This window comes from Acidovorax sp. Q11 (genome assembly GCF_054950075.1).
Genome location: NZ_JBUDZG010000014.1, coordinates 40,015 through 57,767, shown reverse-complemented (window position 1 = coordinate 57,767; position 17,753 = coordinate 40,015). Strand labels below are relative to the sequence as shown.

General features: G+C 65.7%; 17 protein-coding genes and 1 tRNA gene. 7 read left to right on the top strand and 11 right to left on the bottom strand.

What is annotated here, in order from left to right; all coding sequences use genetic code 11:
• Positions 1-89 precede the first annotated feature (89 nt).
• The 10 genes from ACYZGB_RS12980 to ACYZGB_RS12935 all read right to left on the bottom strand — a co-directional run bounded on the left by ACYZGB_RS12980 (position 90) and on the right by ACYZGB_RS12935 (position 10,461).
• On the bottom strand, positions 90-1,508 hold the full coding sequence (locus ACYZGB_RS12980; RefSeq protein ID WP_462388770.1) for a sigma 54-interacting transcriptional regulator: 1,419 nt from the start codon (positions 1,506-1,508) through the stop codon (positions 90-92).
• 11 nt (positions 1,509-1,519) lie between these two features.
• Entirely contained in the window at positions 1,520-2,230 is a 711-nt protein-coding gene (locus ACYZGB_RS12975) for a hypothetical protein (RefSeq protein ID WP_462388769.1), read from the bottom strand.
• Entirely contained in the window at positions 2,220-3,677 is a 1,458-nt protein-coding gene (locus tag ACYZGB_RS12970; RefSeq protein WP_462388767.1) for a sensor histidine kinase, read from the bottom strand. The genes ACYZGB_RS12975 and ACYZGB_RS12970 overlap by 11 nt, the downstream gene beginning before the upstream one ends.
• A 16-nt stretch (positions 3,678-3,693) precedes the next feature.
• Positions 3,694-5,040 carry a tRNA (N6-isopentenyl adenosine(37)-C2)-methylthiotransferase MiaB gene (miaB, locus tag ACYZGB_RS12965; protein WP_462388765.1) on the bottom strand — a complete coding sequence of 449 codons (1,347 nt, stop codon included), beginning with the start codon at positions 5,038-5,040 and terminating at the stop codon, positions 3,694-3,696.
• Between the two features lie 99 nt (positions 5,041-5,139).
• The gene (locus tag ACYZGB_RS12960; protein WP_462388764.1) at positions 5,140-5,583 is read right to left on the bottom strand and encodes a hypothetical protein; all 444 of its coding nucleotides are present in this window, start codon (positions 5,581-5,583) and stop codon (positions 5,140-5,142) included.
• Between the two features lie 138 nt (positions 5,584-5,721).
• Positions 5,722-5,798: transfer RNA gene (locus ACYZGB_RS12955), tRNA-Met, on the bottom strand.
• Positions 5,799-5,824: 26 nt separating this feature from the next.
• Positions 5,825-6,604, bottom strand: coding sequence for an enoyl-CoA hydratase (locus tag ACYZGB_RS12950; protein WP_462388762.1), 780 nt, complete (start codon positions 6,602-6,604; stop codon positions 5,825-5,827).
• Positions 6,605-6,668: 64 nt separating this feature from the next.
• Entirely contained in the window at positions 6,669-8,504 is a 1,836-nt protein-coding gene (locus ACYZGB_RS12945; RefSeq protein ID WP_462388760.1) for a M61 family metallopeptidase, read from the bottom strand.
• A gap of 26 nt (positions 8,505-8,530) precedes the next feature.
• Positions 8,531-9,262, bottom strand: coding sequence for a DsbC family protein (locus ACYZGB_RS12940; RefSeq protein ID WP_462388759.1), 732 nt, complete (start codon positions 9,260-9,262; stop codon positions 8,531-8,533).
• A 56-nt stretch (positions 9,263-9,318) separates the two neighbouring features.
• On the bottom strand, positions 9,319-10,461 hold the full coding sequence (locus tag ACYZGB_RS12935) for an FAD-dependent monooxygenase (protein WP_462388758.1): 1,143 nt from the start codon (positions 10,459-10,461) through the stop codon (positions 9,319-9,321).
• A 94-nt stretch (positions 10,462-10,555) separates the two neighbouring features.
• Here ACYZGB_RS12935 and ACYZGB_RS12930 point away from each other — a divergent pair, with 94 nt between their 5' ends.
• The 4 genes from ACYZGB_RS12930 (at position 10,556) to ACYZGB_RS12915 (ending at position 15,033) form a co-directional block, all read left to right on the top strand.
• The gene (locus ACYZGB_RS12930) at positions 10,556-11,428 is read left to right on the top strand and encodes an MOSC domain-containing protein (protein WP_462388757.1); all 873 of its coding nucleotides are present in this window, start codon (positions 10,556-10,558) and stop codon (positions 11,426-11,428) included.
• Positions 11,429-11,511: 83 nt separating this feature from the next.
• On the top strand, positions 11,512-12,606 hold the full coding sequence (gene ychF, locus ACYZGB_RS12925) for a redox-regulated ATPase YchF (protein WP_462388755.1): 1,095 nt from the start codon (positions 11,512-11,514) through the stop codon (positions 12,604-12,606).
• A gap of 128 nt (positions 12,607-12,734) precedes the next feature.
• Entirely contained in the window at positions 12,735-13,613 is an 879-nt protein-coding gene (rarD, locus tag ACYZGB_RS12920) for an EamA family transporter RarD (RefSeq protein WP_462388754.1), read from the top strand.
• A gap of 178 nt (positions 13,614-13,791) precedes the next feature.
• A complete protein-coding gene (locus ACYZGB_RS12915; RefSeq protein WP_462388752.1) occupies positions 13,792-15,033 on the top strand; it encodes a GGDEF domain-containing protein in 1,242 nt (413 codons plus the stop codon).
• A gap of 29 nt (positions 15,034-15,062) precedes the next feature.
• Here the strand turns inward: ACYZGB_RS12915 and ACYZGB_RS12910 are convergent, their stop codons facing one another.
• Positions 15,063-15,545, bottom strand: a complete 483-nt coding sequence (locus ACYZGB_RS12910; RefSeq protein ID WP_462388751.1) for a YqaA family protein — start codon at positions 15,543-15,545, stop codon at positions 15,063-15,065.
• A 154-nt stretch (positions 15,546-15,699) separates the two neighbouring features.
• On the opposite strand from ACYZGB_RS12910, the gene ACYZGB_RS12905 reads away from it, so the two are divergent.
• From ACYZGB_RS12905 to ACYZGB_RS12895, 3 genes are all read left to right on the top strand, one after another.
• Positions 15,700-16,311 (top strand): M15 family metallopeptidase, encoded by a 612-nt coding sequence (locus tag ACYZGB_RS12905; protein ID WP_462388750.1) that lies wholly within the window; start codon positions 15,700-15,702, stop codon positions 16,309-16,311.
• 139 nt (positions 16,312-16,450) lie between these two features.
• Entirely contained in the window at positions 16,451-17,497 is a 1,047-nt protein-coding gene (gene dusB / locus ACYZGB_RS12900) for a tRNA dihydrouridine synthase DusB (protein ID WP_462388748.1), read from the top strand.
• Positions 17,494-17,727, top strand: a complete 234-nt coding sequence (locus ACYZGB_RS12895; protein WP_462388747.1) for a Fis family transcriptional regulator — start codon at positions 17,494-17,496, stop codon at positions 17,725-17,727. The genes dusB and ACYZGB_RS12895 overlap by 4 nt, the downstream gene beginning before the upstream one ends.
• Positions 17,728-17,753: the final 26 nt, after the last annotated feature.

Below are 17,753 nucleotides of genomic sequence, written 5' to 3'. Positions count from 1 at the left end.
CTCCGATAGCCAACGAAAACTGGTCTTTTTGTCGCCATCTGGCGACAGTTGGTTGGTGTCGCTGGAGAAAACTTAGAAAAATCAACGACTTAATCGTGTCGCTCATCAGCGACGTCGTCGGAATCGGGCGAGTCGGCTTTGAAGTTTCCGGGCGTAAGCGCGTGTTTTTGCAGCAGCCGGTAGAACTCGGTGCGGTTGCGCTGTGCCAGGCGCGCGGCATCGGCCACGTTGCCATCGGTCATCTTCAGCAGGTCCACCAGATACTCGCGCTCAAAGCGCTGGCGGGCCTCGGCAAAGCTCAGCACCTGGGCCGAGGGAATGCGCAGGGCCCGCTGCACCAGGGTCAGCGGCACCAGGGGCGTGGTGGACAGGGCGCACACCTGCTCGACCACGTTGTACAGCTGGCGCACATTGCCGGGCCAGGCGGCGGCAGTCAGCGCCTTGAGCGCTTCAGGCGCAAAGCCCGACAGGCGCTTGTCGTACTTGCGGGCCAGCTTGTCCAGAAAGTGGTTGGCCAGCAGCGCAATGTCTTCGCGCCGCTCACCCAGTGTGGGCAGCTGCAGCGTCACCACGTTCAGGCGGTAGTACAGATCTTCGCGGAACTGGCCTGCGGCCATGGCTGCTTCCAGGTTGCGGTGTGTGGCCGAGATGATGCGCACGTTGATCTGGATGGACTGGCTCGCGCCCACGGGCCGCACCGCGCGCTCTTGCAGCACGCGCAGCAGCTTGACCTGCAGGGCGGGCGGCATGTCGCCAATCTCGTCCAGCAGCAGCGTGCCGCCCTCGGCCGCCTGGAACAGCCCCTTGTGGTTGCTCACGGCGTCGGTGAACGCGCCTTTGACGTGGCCGAACAGCTCGGATTCGAGCAGCGCCTCGGGGATGGCGCCGCAGTTCACCGCCACAAAGGGCTTGCCCGCACGGGGGCTGGCGCGGTGGATGGCCTGGGCCAGCAGCTCTTTGCCCGCGCCGCTGTCGCCCAGCAGCAGCACGCTGGCGTCCGACTGGGCCACCAGATAGGTCTCGGCCAGCAGGTCGGTCATGCGGGCCGAGCGGCTCACGATGTCGGCCCGCCAGGCCTCGTTGGCGTGGGCCTGGTGCACGGCGGGGGCGCTCAGGGCCAGGGCTTCGGCGACCTTCTCCAGCAGCTCTTTGCCGTCGTAGGGCTTGGTCAGGTAGGTGAAGACGCCACGCGATGTGGCCTCGACCGCATCGGGGATGGTGCCGTGTGCTGTGAGCAGGATGACGGGCAGCGAGGGGTGGCGCGCGTGCACCTCGTCAAACAGCGCCAGTCCATCCTTGCCGGGCAGGCGCACATCGCTCAGCACCAGCTGGGGCCGGGCCACGTCCAGCTGTGCCAGCGCGGCCTCGGCCGAACCCACGGCCACTACCTCGTGCCCGGCGGCCTTCAGGCGCAGCGACAGCAGGCGCAGCATGTCGGCATCGTCGTCCACCACCAGGATGCGGTGCGCGCTGCTGCGCGGCTCGGAGGGGCGTGTGGATGCTGGCATGGCGTGGTGCCTCAGGGTTTGGCGTTGCCGTTGCTGCCCCCGCCGCTGGCGGCTGCGCCAGGGGATGGCGTGGCCGGGGTTGCCGGTGCGGGGCGTGTGGTCAGGCTGCGTTCGATAGCGCGCACGGCCTCCAGGCGTTCGCTCAGCTGGTCGTTGCGGCGCTGGGCGTCGCGCAGTTGCTGGACCTGGCGTTCCAGCTGCTCTTCCAGGCGGCGCTGCTGGGTCAGGCGCGCCTCCAGCAGGCGGGCCAGCGGGTGCAGGTCTTGGGCGGCAGGGTTGCTCAGGGTGCGCTGCACCAGGCCCAGAGCGCGCGCCGTATCCGCGGGCTGGCGGGTCTGGGCCAGCACCAGCGCCAGGCGCAGCGCGCGCGAGGGTTTGCTCTCGTCCAGGTCCGACAAGCGGGCCGTCTCACGTGCCAGCTCGGTGCTGCTGGCGCCCAGGGTGCGGTCGGCATAGGCCAGGGTGTCACGCAGCAGGTCTTTGGGCGGCGTGGTGGGTTCGTCGTTTTCGGCAGCCAGTGGCCCGGGCGGGGCGGCGGCGGGCTCTGGAGGCGGCTCAATCGCAGGGGCAGCAGTCGCCACCGGGGCCACATCCGGCGGGGTGGGGGCTGTGGCGCAGCCCGCCAGCCAGGCCGCACACACGCACAGGGCGGCACGCAGGCCCCAGGGCATCCTCCGGTGCGCGGGGCGGTGGGTCGGTTGGGCATGTGGTTCAGGAAACATCGGGCAATTCAATCCGGAAAAAAGAGCGGGGAGCGTCGCCTGGCATCTGCAGCACCTGCACCCGGCCGCCATGTGCATGGATGTATTCCTGCACGATGGACAGCCCGATGCCGGTGCCGCGCACGGCGTTTTCGGGCTGGCGCTCGCCCCGGTAAAAAGGTTCAAACACATGGGCACGGTCGGCGGGGGCCACGCCGGGGCCGTCGTCGGTCACATCCACCTGCACCTGCCCGGGGGCGCGCGAGACGGCCAGACGCACGGTGCCATGTTCGGGCGAGAAACGGATGGCGTTGGACAGCAGGTTGCCCATCGCCGAGGTGATTTTGTCCGCATCCAGCAGCAGCACGGTGCGTTCGCCGCTCACCTCCACCCGCAGGCTGCGGGCCTGCCACTGCAGGCGCTGGGCCTCCACCAGGTCTTCCAGCAGTGCCGTCAGATCGGTCTCGCGCCGCTGCAACTGGCGGGCCTCAAACGCGGCGGCGTTGAAGCGCAGCAGGGCCTCGATCTCGCCTTGCAGCACCAGGGTGTTCTGGTGCAGGATCTGCGTCACTTCTTTCTGGCCTTCGGTCAGTTCGCCGGTCACGCCGTCTTGCAACAGGGCTACGCCTTCGCGTAGCGCAGCCAGCGGGGTTTTGAGTTCGTGCGAGACATGGCGCAAAAAGCGCGCCTTGTCGGCGTCCAGCTCCAGCAGTCGCAGGCGCAGCCACTCCAGTTGCTGGCCCACGCGGCGCACGTCGGCAGGGCCGGTGATGGCCACGGGTTGCTCCAATTGGTTCTCGCCGAGGCGGCGAATAGCGCGCTCCAGCCGAGTGAAGGGGCGCGCCAGCCAGATGCCCAGCCACAGCGCCAGCACCAGCGCCAGCACAATCGCGCCCACCAGCTGGTGCATCACGGTGCGGCGGCTGGCGTCCACCCGCGCTTGCAGTTCGCTGGCTTGGCGGGCATTGAGTTCTTGCACCGACTGTGTGATGGCTGCGTGCAGGGTGTCGAGTGCCACGAACTCTTCGGCCACGCTGCGTTCGTTTTCCAGCGATTGCCAGGGCGGTGCGCGCAGCAAGTCGTGCACGGTTTGCATATGGGCCTGCCACTGCTGTGCCTGGGGGGGCGGCAGGCCCGCGTCGCTCAGCTGGCGCACGATGCCCTGGGCATCGGCGGCCATGTCGTCAAAGCTTTGGCGCAGCAGGGGATCGTTCAGCACCAGCGACTGCCGGGCCGACCGCTCCATGGCCTGGCCGCGCTGGTTCAGCGCCTGCGCCGCCACGTTCAGCGCGGCCGCCTGGGCGGCGCTGGCCTGGCTTTGGCCCATCAAGGCTTCGAGGGTGAACACCGCCCGCAGGGCACTGGCGCCCAGCACAGCGGCAATCAGCAAGAAGGCGAGCAGCAGCAGTTGCTGAAACGAGGGGCCGTGTGGGCGAGCCTGCAGGGGGCTCGTGGGGTGTGGGGCCATGCGCTGGGGTGGGGGGTCAGGCGGTGAGAGCAGCGCCCTCGCGCAGCAGCACTTCACCGCGCAGGGTGTAGGCCTTTGCTTCGGTGATGGTCACATCCACCATGTGGCTCACCAGACGGGGCTGGCCCACAAAATTGACCACGCGGTTGCACTCGGTGCGGCCCATCAGCTCGGTGGCATCGCGCTTGGAGGCGCCTTCCACCAGAATGCGCTGCACCGTGCCCACGCGGCTTTCGCTGATGGATTTGATGTTGGCGTTGATGACGCCCTGCAGGTGCTGCAGGCGGCGCAGCTTTACATCGTGCGGCGTGTCGTCGTGCAGGCCTGCTGCGGGTGTGCCGGGGCGGGGGCTGAAGATGAAGCTGAAGCTGTTGTCGAAGTGGATGTCGTCGATCAGCTTCATCATCTTGTTGAAGTCGTCTTCCGTTTCACCGGGGAAGCCGACGATGAAGTCGCTGCTCATGGCCAGATCGGGGCGAATGGCGCGCAGTTTGCGCACCGTGCTTTTGTATTCCATGGCGGTGTAGCCGCGCTTCATGGCCATCAAAATGCGGTCGCTGCCGTGCTGCACGGGCAGATGCAGGTGGCTGGCCAGCTTGGGCAGCTTGGCGTACGCCTCGACCAGGCGCGGCGTGAACTCGTTGGGGTGGCTGGTGGTGTAGCGAATGCGCTCAATGCCGGGAATGTCCGACACGTATTCGAGCAGCAGCGCAAAGTCGGCAATCTCGGCCGTGCCCCCCATCTTGCCCAGGTAGGCGTTCACGTTCTGGCCCAGCAGGGTGATTTCTTTTACGCCCTGATCGGCCAGGCCAGCCACTTCCACCAGCACGTCGTCAAACGGGCGGCTCACTTCTTCGCCCCGCGTGTAGGGCACCACGCAGTAGCTGCAGTATTTGCTGCAGCCTTCCATGATCGACACGAAGGCGCTGGCACCCTCGACGCGCGCGGGCGGCAGGTGGTCGAACTTCTCGATCTCAGGGAAGCTGATGTCCACCTGCGGCTTGTCCAGGCGCTCGCGCTGGTTCAGCATCTCGGGCAGGCGATGCAAGGTTTGTGGGCCAAACACCACGTCCACATAGGGGGCGCGCTTGATGATCTCGGCACCCTCCTGGCTGGCCACGCAGCCGCCCACGCCAATCTTCACGCCGCGTGCCTTCAGGTGCTTGATGCGGCCCAGATCGCTGAAGACCTTTTCTTGCGCCTTCTCGCGCACCGAGCAGGTGTTGAAGAGGATGAGGTCGGCCTCATCCACGTTTTGCGTCGGTTCGTAGCCCTGGGCGGCGTTGAGCACATCGGCCATCTTGTCCGAGTCGTACTCGTTCATCTGGCAGCCGAAGGTTTTGATAAAGACTTTTTTGGCCATGGCAATGTCACAAATAGCAAATGGTCACCGCCGCCAGCAGGGCGCGGTGAGGGGCGATAGGGGGCAAGGGCGTGGCCGCCAGGGCCGCACCCGCAGGGATTACTTCAGAACGGCGCCAGAGCCGGTCGTGATGTTGCTGGTGGTCGCGGTATCGCTGCCCTTGCGGGGCTGCGCCGCCTCGCGCTCAGTCAGGATCCAGGCCGCGTGCAGCATGCCGGTGCTGGCTTCCAGCACGTAGTTGACCTTGAAGGTCTGGCCCAACACGGTGTGCGCCATGACCAGGGTGTTCTGGGGGCTGAACAGCCGCATCCCGGGGGCCATGCGGATGGATTTGCCATTGAGCACGGCTTCGGCGGTGGTCGAAAGGGTCAGCGTGCCGCGCAGAGCGGCTTCCGGGAAAGGGCGGTTCATGCCCAGTCCGGGCTCCACCTGGGCGACCACAGGCATGGCGACAGACACCAGGGCGCCGCAGGCCAGGGCGGCGAGCCAGGCGTGCCGGTGGCGTGAGATGGGGGCGGAGGCAGGAGTGTTGCAGCGGTTCATGGTTTACATCCAGGGGCTGAAGTCACGATTCTAGGGGGAGGCGGTGTGGGCAGGTCTCACAGGCAGTCTTTCGGGCTGCGAAATCCGACACCTCAAAGAAAAAACCCACAGTGAGTTGCCGCACTGTGGGTTTCTATATGGTGGTCGTAGGTGGACTTGAACCACCGACATCAGCATTATGAATGCTGCGCTCTAACCAACTGAGCTATACGACCGCAAGACCAAGATTATAGAACAAAAATTATTGGTGTGTGAAGTTGGCTGGGCGTTTGTTCATGAAAGCATCCATGCCTTCCTTCTGGTCCTGGGTGGCGAACAGTGCGTGAAAGAGGCGGCGCTCGAACATCACACCGTCCGACAGCGTGCCTTCGAACGCCCGGTTCACCGACTCCTTGGCGGCCATCACGGCCAGTTGGGAGAAGCCAGCCACGATGATGGCGGCGCCCAGGGCCTCGTCCATGAGCTTGTCGTAAGGCACGACGCGGCTGACCAGGCCGGCGCGTTCGGCTTCGGCTGCGTCCATCATGCGGCCGGTCAAGGCCATGTCCATGGCCTTGGACTTGCCCACGGCGCGCGGCAGGCGCTGCGTGCCGCCGGCGCCAGGGATCACGCCCAGCTTGATTTCAGGCTGACCGAACCGGGCGTTGTCGGCGGCGATGATGAAGTCGCACATCATGGCCAGTTCGCAGCCACCGCCCAGCGCAAAGCCGCTCACGGCAGCGATCACGGGCTTGCGGATGGAGCGGATCGTCTCCCAGTTGCGGGTGATGTAGTCGCCCTTGTAGGTGTCGGCAAAGCTGTACTTGGCCATCGCGCCGATGTCGGCACCCGCTGCAAAGGCTTTTTCGCTGCCCTTGACGATCATGCAACCGATGTTCTCGTCTGCATCAAACGCCTTGAGGGCTGCGCCCAGCTCGTTCATCAGCTGGTCATTCAGCGCGTTGAGCTGCTTGGGGCGGTTGAGCGTGATGATGCCGACCTTGTCCGCTTCAACGCGAACCTCGATGGTTTCGTAGGCCATGAAATCTCCTGGGTGTGTAGTTTGTTGTGACAGCGCAGGGAATATACCCAACTCGGCCACGCCGTCAGGCCAGCCAGCGCACCAGCGCCGCCGTGTCGGTGGGGGTCAGGCTGACCGTGTCCACCGCAGGCTGTGCCAGCTGCGCAGGGGCGGCTTTGCCGCGCGTCTTGGTGGTGGTGGCCGCACCAGCCTTGCCGCCAGCGGTGGAGGGCAGTGCCAGCGGCAGCCGCAACAGGCGCCCGTCACGGGCCACGATGGCGGTCAAGGCTGTCTCGGTGCCCGCGTAGAAAGCGACGTCATCGAGCTTGCCAATGCGCCAGCCCTGTCCTTGCACCTCCAGGCCCAGCCACTCGTCGCCTGCCGCCATGCCGGCCTTTTCGGCCGCGCCGCCGCGCAACACGGTCTTGATCTGCACGCTGTGGTTCTCTGCCACGCGCAGGCCCAGGCGCTGGGCCAGTTGGGGGGCTTCGGGCTTGAGGGTCACACCGTGAGCGGCCAGCAAATCTGTCAGCGGCAGCTCAGAGGCGCTGTGCACCCATTGCACCAGCTCCGAATCGAAGGAGCGGCCCGCCAGTTGTTCCAGCACCGCACGCAGATCGGCCTCGGTCATCGGGCCGCCTGCCGTGCGGGCCCACAGGGCCCGCATCACGGCGTCGAGCGTGGTCTTGCCTTCGCGGCGCAGGGCCAGATCCAGGCACAGGGCCACCAGCGAGCCTTTGGTGTAGTAGCTCACCGTGGCATTGGGTGTGTTTTCATCCTGGCGGTAGTACTTGACCCAGGCATCGAAACTGGCCTGGGCCACGGTTTGCACGGCCCTGCCCGGGGTTTGCAGCACCTGGTTGATGGTTTTGTTGATCAGCTTGAGGTAGGTGGCGTCATCGATCAGCCCGGCGCGGCGCAGCAGCAGGTCGTCGTAGTAGCTGGTGAAACCTTCGAAGAACCACAGCAGCTCGGTGTAGTTCTCGCGGCTGTAGTCGTACGTGGCGAACTCGGCAGGGCGCAGGCGCTTGACGTTCCAGGTGTGGAAGTATTCGTGGCTGATCAGCCCGAGCAGCGTGGTGTAGCCCTCGCTGGCCCGGGGCTCGCCCTGGCGGGGCAGGTCGCGGCGGCCGCAAATCAGGGCTGTCGAGTTGCGGTGCTCCAGCCCGCCATAGCCGTCCGCCACGGCATTGAGCATGAACACGTAACTTTTGAACGGCGCCTTGCCCTCGGTGCCATGCCAGAAACGGATGGCGGTCTCGCAGATCTTCTGGGTGTCGGCCAGCAGCCGCTTGCCGTCAAAGGAAGGGGCCGCACCGGCCACCACAAACTGATGGACAACGCCGCCGGCCTTGAAGCGGCCCACCCAGAATGGGCCCAGTTCCACGGGACAGTCCACCAGCTCGTCGTAGTCGGCCGCACCATACAGGCCAAAGCCCTGCTTGTCGGTGGCTAGCGCCTGCAGCCCTGAGGCCACGGACCACTGCGTGGTGGCGGCGGTGCGGGCCATGTCCAGCGTGTGGCGTTGCTTTTCCTGGCCATGCACCCGCAGGCACAGGCTGGTGCCGTTGAAAAAACCACGCGAGGCGTCCAGCCAGGCCGTGCGCACCGAGTTGTCGTAGGCGCAGATGGTGTAGGTCAGATCCAGCGGCTTGCCCGGCGTGCAGGCCACTTGCCAGCGGTGCTTGTCGAGCTGGGTGAGGGGCAGTGCCCGTTTGCCCTGCCGTGCGGTCAACTCCTGCAGGTTTTTCGCAAACTCGCGCACCAAGTAGCTGCCTGGGATCCAGACGGGCAGGGACACCTCCTGCAGCGCCGCAGGGCGGGCGATGGTCAGCGAGACGCTGAACAGGTGCGCATGCAGGTCGGATGGAGTGATGCGGTAGTGAACCTCGGCGTGCTGGGTACTGCGTGGGGAGGGCATGGGCGGCTTGGCGGAGGTGCTCGAAATCAGTTGGTCGTGCCAGAGGTCTCGCTGCTGGCTTCTGCCAGGCGTTTCTCCACTTCTTGCGAGCCAATAGCGCCAGGCACGCGGGAGCCATTGGCAAAGATCAGCGTCGGCGTACCGGTGATCTTGTGTTTCTTGCCGAACATCAGATTGCGCTGCAGGGCGCTGGTGTCGCAACTGGCCGAAGCGACGGGTTTGTCGCGCACCATCATGTCCTGCCATGCACCCGCCTGGTCTTTCGAGCACCAGATGTTGCGCGATTTTTCGGCAGAGTCGGGGCTCAGGATGGGGTAAAGGAACAGGTACACCGTGACGTTGTCCACCTTCTGCATGTCACGCTCAAAGCGTTTGCAGTAGCCGCAGTTGGGGTCTTCGAACACCGCCACCTTGCGCTTGCCATCACCGCGCACGATGGTGAACGCGTCCTTGAGTGGCAAGGCCGAAAAATCGACCGCAGTGAGCTTGGCGATGCGGTCTTCCGTGAGGTTGCGGCGCGCCTTGGTGTCGATCAGCTCGCCCTGGATCACGTAGTTGCCCTTGGCGTCGGTGTAGAACAGGTCCGTGCCTATGCGCACTTCAAACAACCCCGCCATGGGCGTGGGCCGGACCTCGTCGATCTTGTCCATCTGGGGAATGCGCTCGGCCAGCGCCTTGCGGATGGTGGCCTCCTGCGCGGTCGCGGTCAGGCTCAGGGTCATGGCGGCGGCGGCCAGCAGGAGGGTGGTCAGTTTCATGGTGTTCTCGTTCAATCTCAATAACTTGCAGGACGCACGGGCGTCCCATCGTGTCTTTAGCGCATTCCCATTGCCCGGCGGGTCACAAAATCCTTCAGGGGGCCACTGCGTTCAAAGCCCTTCATCCCCCAGTTGCGCAGCGCCTGCCATGGGGCTTCCTGGCGTGCAAACAACTGCTGCAGTCCGTCCGTGGCCAAACCCATGGCGACCAGGGCCGCCTTGCGCTCGCGTTCGTAGCGCCGCAGCAGCCGCAAGTCGGCCACGCTGCGCCAGTAGTCGCGCGTGCGCAGCACCTCGGCCAGGGCCTGCACATCGGCCAGCCCCAGGTTGAGCCCTTGCCCTGCCAGAGGATGCACGTTGTGGGCTGCATCGCCAGCCAATACCCAACTGCCCCAGCTGCGGGGGCTGGTCCCAGCGGCGGTTGTGCCGCCACACCAGCGGTCTGCCCTGGCCAATTGCAAAGGCCAGCTGGCACGGTCTGCGCACAGGGTCAGCTGGCCCAGCGCCTGCTGGCTGGCGTTTTGAAGCGCCTGGGTGAAATCTTCTGAGGGCAGGGCCATCAAGGACGCTACCTGCTCCTGTGAGACCGACCACACAACAGCCACAGAGTTCCCTTCTGCGCCGTCCAGAGGCAAAAAAGCCAGGATGCCATTGGGCAGGAACCACTGGCGCGCCACCTGGCCATGGGGGTGCTCGCAGCGCACGCGGGTGGCGATGGCATGCTGGGCGTAGGGCGTGACCTCGAAACGGGCGCCGAACTCGGCCCGCGTGCTGCTGGCGCGGCCTTCGCAGATCACGGTCAGTGGCGCAGCCACCGGGGCCTCCACCACTTCGACCTGGGGTTGAAAACGTACGGCCTCGGCAAGGCGGGCTTCAAGGGCGGGCACGTCCACGATCCAGGCCAGGGCTTCCACGCCTTGCGGCGCGGCGTCAAACACCACGGCGCCGCCCTGGTCTCCTTGCACCTGCATTTGCCGCACGGCCGTCGCGTGCTCGGCATCCGGCCAGCTGCGCAGGGATTCAAGCAACTGGCGCGATGCGGTGTTCAGGGCATAGGCCCGGACATCGGTCGCCCCAGCGCTGGCGGGGGCGGGGGCTGGCACCAGGGCTACTTTCAGCCGCTCGCGAGCCAACAGCAATGCCAAGGTCCTGCCCACAATGCCGGCGCCGCGTATACAGATATCAAAGGTTTGGGCCATGGCGGCCATTGTAGGAGGGCACCTGCACCCCAATGCCACAAGGCAGAATTGCGGTTTCTGTCCTGTTGCCATTTCTCAAGAGGAATCCCCGGCCGTGAGATTCAACCCCGATTCCGATCTGTCCGGCACCATTGCGCGGCTGTTTGTGTACCCCATCAAGTCCTGTGCGGGCATCGAGGTGCAGGAAGCACTGCTCACGGACACCGGGCTGGACCTGGACCGTGCCTGGATGGTGGTGGATGCAGATGGCATGTTCCTGACCCAGCGCGCCCTGCCGCGCATGGCACTGATCCGGCCGCAACTCAAGAGCGACGAGATGGTGCTGCGTGCCCCCGGCATGCTGGCCCTGCATGTGGCTGTGGACGCCGTTGAGGCCCCGGCCACTGTGACCGTGTGGCGCGACACAGTGCCTGCCTGGGACATGGGGGCCGTGGCCGCCCAGTGGTTCACGGACTTCCTCGGACAACCCTGCCGGCTGGTGCGGTTTGACCCCGAACACCGGCGTTTGTCCAGCCTGGAGTGGACGGACGGGGTAGAGGTGCCCAACCAGTTTGCGGACGGTTTCCCGATCCTGGTGGCCAGCGAGGCCTCGATGGAGGAACTCAATGGTCGGCTGGCTGCTGCAGGCCATGCCCCGGTGGGGATCGAACGCTTCCGGCCCAACGTGGTGCTGGCTGGGGTCGATGCCCACGATGAAGACCGGGTGGGCCTGGTGCGGGTGGACGGTGGGGCGGGCGGCGAAGTCCACCTGCAGCCGGTCAAGCCTTGCGCGCGCTGCCCCATTCCCGATATCGACCCGGCCACGGCGGCATCCAGCCCGGAGGTGGGCGACACCCTGCGCACCTACCGCCAGGACAAGCGTGTGGATGGCGCCATCACCTTTGGCATGAACGCCATCGTGCGCCAGGGTGCGGGCCAGATGCTGCGTGTGGGTCAGCGCGTGGCGGCCGATTTGCGGTTCGAGTGACGCAGTAACCCGGGGCGGACGGAGGAGCCGCTGGCGGCCCCGTAAAATCGGTGGTTTGTCTCCGAATTCCAGAAAGCCCTGCCATGAGCCTCCAATGCGGCATCGTGGGCCTGCCCAACGTCGGCAAGTCCACCCTCTTCAACGCGCTGACCAAGGCCGGCATCGCCGCCGAAAACTATCCCTTCTGCACCATCGAGCCCAACACCGGCGTGGTGGAAGTGCCCGACCCGCGCCTGCAGCAGCTGGCCCAGATCATTTCCCCCGAGCGCATCGTGCCCGCCATCGTCGAGTTTGTGGACATTGCCGGCCTGGTGGCGGGTGCTTCCAAGGGCGAAGGCTTGGGCAACCAGTTCCTGGCGCACATCCGTGAAACCGATGCCATCGTGAACGTGGTGCGTTGCTTTGAAGACCCCAACGTGATTCACGTGGCGGGCCGCGTAGATCCGATTGCGGACATCGAAGTCATCCAGACCGAGCTGTGTCTGGCCGACCTGGCCACGGTCGAAAAGGCGCTCAACCGCTACAGCAAGGCGGCCAAGTCCGGCAACGACAAGGAAGCCGCCAAGATCGTTTCGCTGCTCACCCCCATCCAGGCCGCGCTGGACCAGGGCAAGCCCGCGCGCACCATTGCCGTGAGCAAGGAAGATGCGCCCCTGCTCAAGCAGTTCTGCCTGATCACGGCCAAGCCCGCCATGTTCGTGGGCAACGTGGCCGAGGACGGTTTCGAGAACAACCCGCTGCTGGACAAGCTCAAGGCCTATGCCGATGCCCAGGGCGCGCCGGTGGTGGCCATCTGCGCCAAGATCGAAGCCGAAATGGCCGAGATGGAAGATGAAGACCGCGACATGTTCCTGCAGGAGCTGGGTCTGGAAGAGCCCGGCCTGAACCGCCTGATCCGCGCTGGCTTCAAGCTGCTGGGCCTGCAGACCTACTTCACGGCCGGTGTGAAGGAAGTGCGTGCCTGGACCATCCACGTGGGTGACACGGCGCCCCAGGCGGCCGGTGTGATCCACGGCGACTTCGAGCGCGGCTTCATCCGCGCCCAGACCATCGCCTTCGACGACTACATCCACTACAAGGGCGAGCAAGGCGCCAAGGATGCGGGCAAGATGCGCGCCGAAGGCAAGGAATATGTGGTCAAGGACGGCGATGTGTTGAACTTCCTGTTCAACGTCTGACCCACCCCTGACCTGCCTGCGGACCTGCGAATGGGTCCATGGCCCCGTCCCTGTCCGGCTGCTTGGCTGGCAGGGATTTTTTTTGTCCCTCTCTGCGTCTCTCTTTCCACTTCCCAGCGGGTTTGCCCATGAACACCGGAATTCTCTACGCCGCGCTTGCCTACATCGCCTGGGGCCTGTTCCCCCTGTACTTCCGGCAGGTGGCGGATGTGCCCTCGCTGGAGGTCGTGATGCACCGCACGCTGTGGTCGCTGGTGGTGGTGTTGGGGCTCCTGGCTGTGCGCAGGCATTGGGCCTGGATGGCTGCCGTGGTGCGTCAGCCCCGCGTGCTGGGGGCCTTTGCGTTGTCGGCCGTGCTGTTGTCCGGCAACTGGTTGACCTATGTGTGGGCCGTGCAGAACCAGCATGTGGTGGATGCCAGTCTGGGCTACTTCATCCTGCCGCTGGTGAATGTGGCGCTGGGTTTTGTGTTTTTGCATGAGCGCCCCCGCCCGGGTCAGTGGCTCGCCGTGGCCGTGGCGGCTGCGGGTGTGCTCTGGCTCACGCTGCAAGCCGGGCGCCTGCCCTGGATCGCACTGGTGCTGGCGCTGAGCTTTGGGTTCTATGGCCTGTTGCGCAAGGTGGCGGTGCTGGGCGCGCTCGAAGGGCTCGCGCTGGAAACACTGATGCTTGCGCCGGTGGCTGCCGCCGTGCTGGGGTGGTGGGCTTGGCAAGGGCAGGGGGCCCTCGTGCAAGGTGATGCCGCCACCGTCGGCTGGCTGGTGCTGGCGGGCCCCATGACGGCCGTGCCCCTGCTGTTGTTCGCAGCGGGCGCGCGCCTGATCCCGATGTCTACGCTGGGCATCCTGCAGTACATCTCGCCCAGCCTGCAGTTCGCCTTGGGTGTCTGGATTTTTCACGAAGCCTTCGAGCCCGCGCGGTTGGTGGGTTTTGTGCTGATCTGGGGGGCACTGGTGGTCTACAGCCTGGAAGGCTGGTGGATGCGCCAGCGGGTGGTGACTGCCTGAACGGAGCAGGGCGGGCGGCGGCGCTACTGGAAAACGCGCAGATTGTTTGTGTCAGTTCCACGTAAGATCGCGCGCGGTTCCGAGGGATTGTCTGCGCAGTGCTGCGCATCCGCGCCTGGGCCCTTCGCCATTCGGCCCCCTGTTTTCCGAACAAACCCAGGCCTGTGCCTGCCCCCGCATGTTCTTTGCACGCAAAAACCTGTTCTCGGCGACGGACGCTTTCCCACTCACGGACGCCGTGCTGGAGTTCGATGACTCGGCGTCTGCGGCCTCCACTGCCGTGCGGCCCGGGCGCCGGGCCCTGGATGGCCTGGGGCCCCGGGGGGACTGGCATGAGCGCAAGAAGTGGTGGGCTGTTGGTGGTCTGATCAGCCTCTACGCCTTGGCCTTGCTGGGCTTCTATGCCCTGGACATGGTGGCGGGCGAAGCTCTGGCGGTGCTGGCGGCGATGGTGGTGGTGGGTTTTGTGGCTTTCTGGCTTGTGCTCCGTGCCGACGTGCAGCAGAAGATCCGGCTGCGGCACCTGCAGCTGGCCATTGTGTCCACCGCGATCGGCGGCATGCTGGTGGTGTTCTATCTGGCCCCCGTCACGCAGATCCTCTTCGCGCCCTTCATGTTTGTGGCGGTGGCGTATGGCATTTTTACGGTGCCCCGCCGCACGCTGCTGGCGCTGACGGCCATGGTGCTGGTGGCCTATGCAGCGGTGATCGGGCTGCACCACAGCCACCAGCACAATGCCGCGCTGCTGCGCCTGGAGCTGCTGCACCTGCTGGCGCTGGCGGTGTCGGTGCCTGCATTCATTGTGCTCATGGGCCGGGTGCAGCACCTGTACCGCAGCCTGTACCGGGCCAGCCGCAAGATCAAGAACATCCAGGAGGACGCACAGCGCGACACGCTGCTGGGCTGCTTCAACCGCCGCTACATCCTGGCGGCTCTGGAAGAGCAGAAACAGCTGGCCGACGAAAGTGGCATCCCGCTGTGCCTGGCCGTGCTCGACATCGACCACTTCAAGCGCATCAACGACGAGCTGGGCCACCTGGGCGGGGACGAGGTGCTGCGCACTTTTGCGCGCATTGCGCAGCAGGGCGTGCGGGGGGGCGACCTGTTCGGGCGCTACGGCGGCGAGGAGTTCTTGCTGATCTTCCCTGCCACCTCGCTGTTGCCAGCACTCAACACCTGCGAGAGGATCCGCGCCCAGGTGGAAACGCATGCCTGGAGCGGCCTGCTCAAGGGCCGCGTGACGGTGTCGATTGGTGTGACGCAGTACGTGCTGGGCGAGTCGGTGCTGGAGTTCTTCTCGCGCGCAGACACGGCGATGTACATGGCCAAGGAGGGTGGCCGCAACCAAGTGGTGGTGGAGGAGCCCATCGCCAAGGGGGATTCCCTGCTCTCTGAACACAGCGGCCACGCTTTTTTGTAGCCCGGCCGGGGGAAGGTGCCCCGGCATTGCTATGCCCCCACGTGCCCTGGCATCAAGTACAGCAGCGCAGTCGTCATGACCAGATAGCGCAGGAATTTGCCCACCGCCATGTAGGCCAGGCAGGGCCAGAAGGGCAGCTTGAGCCAGCCCGCCACGGCGCACAGCGGGTCGCCCACCACCGGCAGCCAGCTCAGCAGGCAGGCGCGGGGGCCAAAGCGCTTGAGCCAGTTCAGCGCCCGCAGCTCCGTGGCATTGCCGCGTGCCCTGTCCACGGCCCGGTGCGCGCCCAGGCCCATCCACCAGCTCACGCCGCCGCCCACGGTGTTGCCCACCGTGGCCACCACAATGGCAGGCCAGAACAGCGCGGGGTTGAGCTTGACGAGGCCAAACACGGCGGGCTCCGAGCCCATGGGCAGCAGCGTTGCCGACACGAACGACACCACAAAGACTGTGCTCAGGCCAAATTGCGGCAGGGCCAGCCATTCCAGCAGCTGGTGCATCCAGATTTCCATGGGGGGAGTGTAGGGCGCGGCTCCCGGCCGATGGGGATGCAGGGCACCGGGGCACTGTCCTACAGCGGTCTGCGCTATCCAGGCATGGCTGTGGGTGTTTGGGTTTTGTAAAGTGCAGGCTTACCACCCCCGAACCCCGCGACAGGAGCACCCTATGCCCGCCACTGCTGCATCTCCCACGACCCGCACCCGCCAGCGCTCCGGCCAGCGCGTGCTCAAGCCTCGCGTGGCGGGCTGCGCAGGGGGTATCGTGGCCCTGATGCTGGTGGCCTGTGCGCACCATCCGCAGGCAGTGGTGTCCAGTGCCGGGACCACCGAGTCGGGCAGCCCCGCTGTGGCGGTCGGCGCCGGGCACGAGAGGCGGCTGTGTCGGGACGACCCCGCCACACGTGCCGGGCTCGGGCGCATTGTCCATGAACTGCAGGCCCAGGGCCTGGCCCTGCAGGCTACCTGCCTGGCACCTGGCGGCGGCTGGGTGGTACAGGTGATGGTGGTGGACGGCATGAAGGCCCGCCAGGTGGTGCGCGGGCCGCTGGCCGATGGCCAGGTGGTGGACATGGGGACACCATCTGGCCGCGTTCAAGCCGGGGCATCGGCCACGGCACCGGGCCATTCGCCGGACGTGGTGCACAACCGCCAGTGGCTGCACGCCCTCATGGCGCGCCACCAGTTCGACAACCTGCCGGATGCCTGGTGGCATTTTGCACAGCGGCATGGCGAGGAGATTCCCGATTCGGTTGGCGGCCCCGATCTCGCAGCCCGTTGAGGCGTTTTGTGCGTTGCCAATGGGGCATCACGTGGGGATAGCCAGCGTTGCCGGAACATTTCATTTGCTGAAATTTTGAGCAGGTACAATCCCGCCTCCTTTTTCAGCATTCGCTGTCGCCCCCTCCCGCACCCCTCCCATGCACATCGGCCACATTCCTTTGGCGAACCGGTTGTTCGTCGCCCCGATGGCGGGCGTCACAGACCGGCCGTTTCGCCAGCTGTGCAAGGCGCTGGGTGCGGGCTATGCGGTGAGCGAGATGGTGACCTCGCGCAAGGACCTGTGGAACAGCCTCAAGACCTCGCGCCGGGCCAACCATGAAGGGGAGCCGGGGCCCATTGCCGTGCAGATCGCCGGCACCGATGCACCGATGATGGCCGAGGCTGCGGTCTACAACGTGGAACGCGGCGCGCAGATCATCGACATCAACATGGGCTGCCCGGCCAAGAAGGTCTGCAACAAATGGGCGGGCTCCGCCCTGATGCAGAACGAGGTGCTGGCGGTGGAGATCGCCGCTGCGGTGGTCGAGGCCTGCGCGCCTTTCAACGTGCCTGTCACGCTGAAGATGCGCACTGGCTGGTGCCAGGAACACAAGAACGCGGTGCAACTCGCGCGGCAGTTCGAGGCCGTGGGCATCCAGATGCTCACCGTGCACGGCCGCACGCGCGAGCAGGGCTACAAGGGGCATGCGGAGTACGACACCATTGCTGCCGTCAAGGCGGCAGTGAAGGTGCCCGTGGTGGCCAACGGCGACATCACTTCGCCCGAGAAGGCGCGCGATGTGCTGGCAGCCACCGGCGCTGACGCAATCATGATTGGCCGCGCCGCCCAGGGCCGCCCGTGGATCTTCCGCGAGATCGGCCACTTTCTGGCCACGGGCGAGCACCTGGCGCCACCGCTGGTGGCCGAGGTGCGCCGCCTGCTGCTTGGCCACCTGCAAGACCACTACAGCCTGTACGGCGAACTGACCGGCGTGCGCAGTGCGCGCAAGCACATCGCGTGGTACCTGCGCGCGCTGCCGGGCGGCGAGGCCTTCAGGCAACACATCAACACGATCGAAGACTGCACCACGCAGTGGCAGGCCGTGGCCGACCACCTGGATGCCCTCGGGCAACAGATGGACCGGCTGCCCGCCGCCAATGGCGTGGACGCAGAACCAGAAGAACAAGAGGGATTGGCTGCATGAGCAAGAAACACATAGAAGAATGCGTGCGCGAGAGCCTGCAGGGCTACTTTCGCGACCTGGGCGGCGAGACGCCCGATGGCATGTACGACATGCTGGTGCGTGTGGTCGAAAAACCGCTGCTGGAAGTGGTGATGACCCATGCGGACAACAACCAGTCGCGCGCGGCCGAATGGCTGGGTCTGAACCGCAACACCCTGCGCAAGAAGCTGATCGAGCACAAGCTGCTCTGATGCCGTCGTGCTGTTTGCTATCTAAT

Coding starts and splice junctions, on each gene's coding strand:
- ACYZGB_RS12980 (WP_462388770.1), bottom strand. CDS start 1,508: ATGCCAGCATCCACACGCCCCTCCGAGCCGCGCAGCAGCGCGCACCGC.
- ACYZGB_RS12975 (WP_462388769.1), bottom strand. CDS start 2,230: ATGTTTCCTGAACCACATGCCCAACCGACCCACCGCCCCGCGCACCGG.
- ACYZGB_RS12970 (WP_462388767.1), bottom strand. CDS start 3,677: ATGGCCCCACACCCCACGAGCCCCCTGCAGGCTCGCCCACACGGCCCC.
- miaB (WP_462388765.1), bottom strand. CDS start 5,040: ATGGCCAAAAAAGTCTTTATCAAAACCTTCGGCTGCCAGATGAACGAG.
- ACYZGB_RS12960 (WP_462388764.1), bottom strand. CDS start 5,583: ATGAACCGCTGCAACACTCCTGCCTCCGCCCCCATCTCACGCCACCGG.
- ACYZGB_RS12950 (WP_462388762.1), bottom strand. CDS start 6,604: ATGGCCTACGAAACCATCGAGGTTCGCGTTGAAGCGGACAAGGTCGGC.
- ACYZGB_RS12945 (WP_462388760.1), bottom strand. CDS start 8,504: ATGCCCTCCCCACGCAGTACCCAGCACGCCGAGGTTCACTACCGCATC.
- ACYZGB_RS12940 (WP_462388759.1), bottom strand. CDS start 9,262: ATGAAACTGACCACCCTCCTGCTGGCCGCCGCCGCCATGACCCTGAGC.
- ACYZGB_RS12935 (WP_462388758.1), bottom strand. CDS start 10,461: ATGGCCCAAACCTTTGATATCTGTATACGCGGCGCCGGCATTGTGGGC.
- ychF (WP_462388755.1), top strand. CDS start 11,512: ATGAGCCTCCAATGCGGCATCGTGGGCCTGCCCAACGTCGGCAAGTCC.
- rarD (WP_462388754.1), top strand. CDS start 12,735: ATGAACACCGGAATTCTCTACGCCGCGCTTGCCTACATCGCCTGGGGC.
- ACYZGB_RS12915 (WP_462388752.1), top strand. CDS start 13,792: ATGTTCTTTGCACGCAAAAACCTGTTCTCGGCGACGGACGCTTTCCCA.
- ACYZGB_RS12910 (WP_462388751.1), bottom strand. CDS start 15,545: ATGGAAATCTGGATGCACCAGCTGCTGGAATGGCTGGCCCTGCCGCAA.
- ACYZGB_RS12905 (WP_462388750.1), top strand. CDS start 15,700: ATGCCCGCCACTGCTGCATCTCCCACGACCCGCACCCGCCAGCGCTCC.
- dusB (WP_462388748.1), top strand. CDS start 16,451: ATGCACATCGGCCACATTCCTTTGGCGAACCGGTTGTTCGTCGCCCCG.
- ACYZGB_RS12895 (WP_462388747.1), top strand. CDS start 17,494: ATGAGCAAGAAACACATAGAAGAATGCGTGCGCGAGAGCCTGCAGGGC.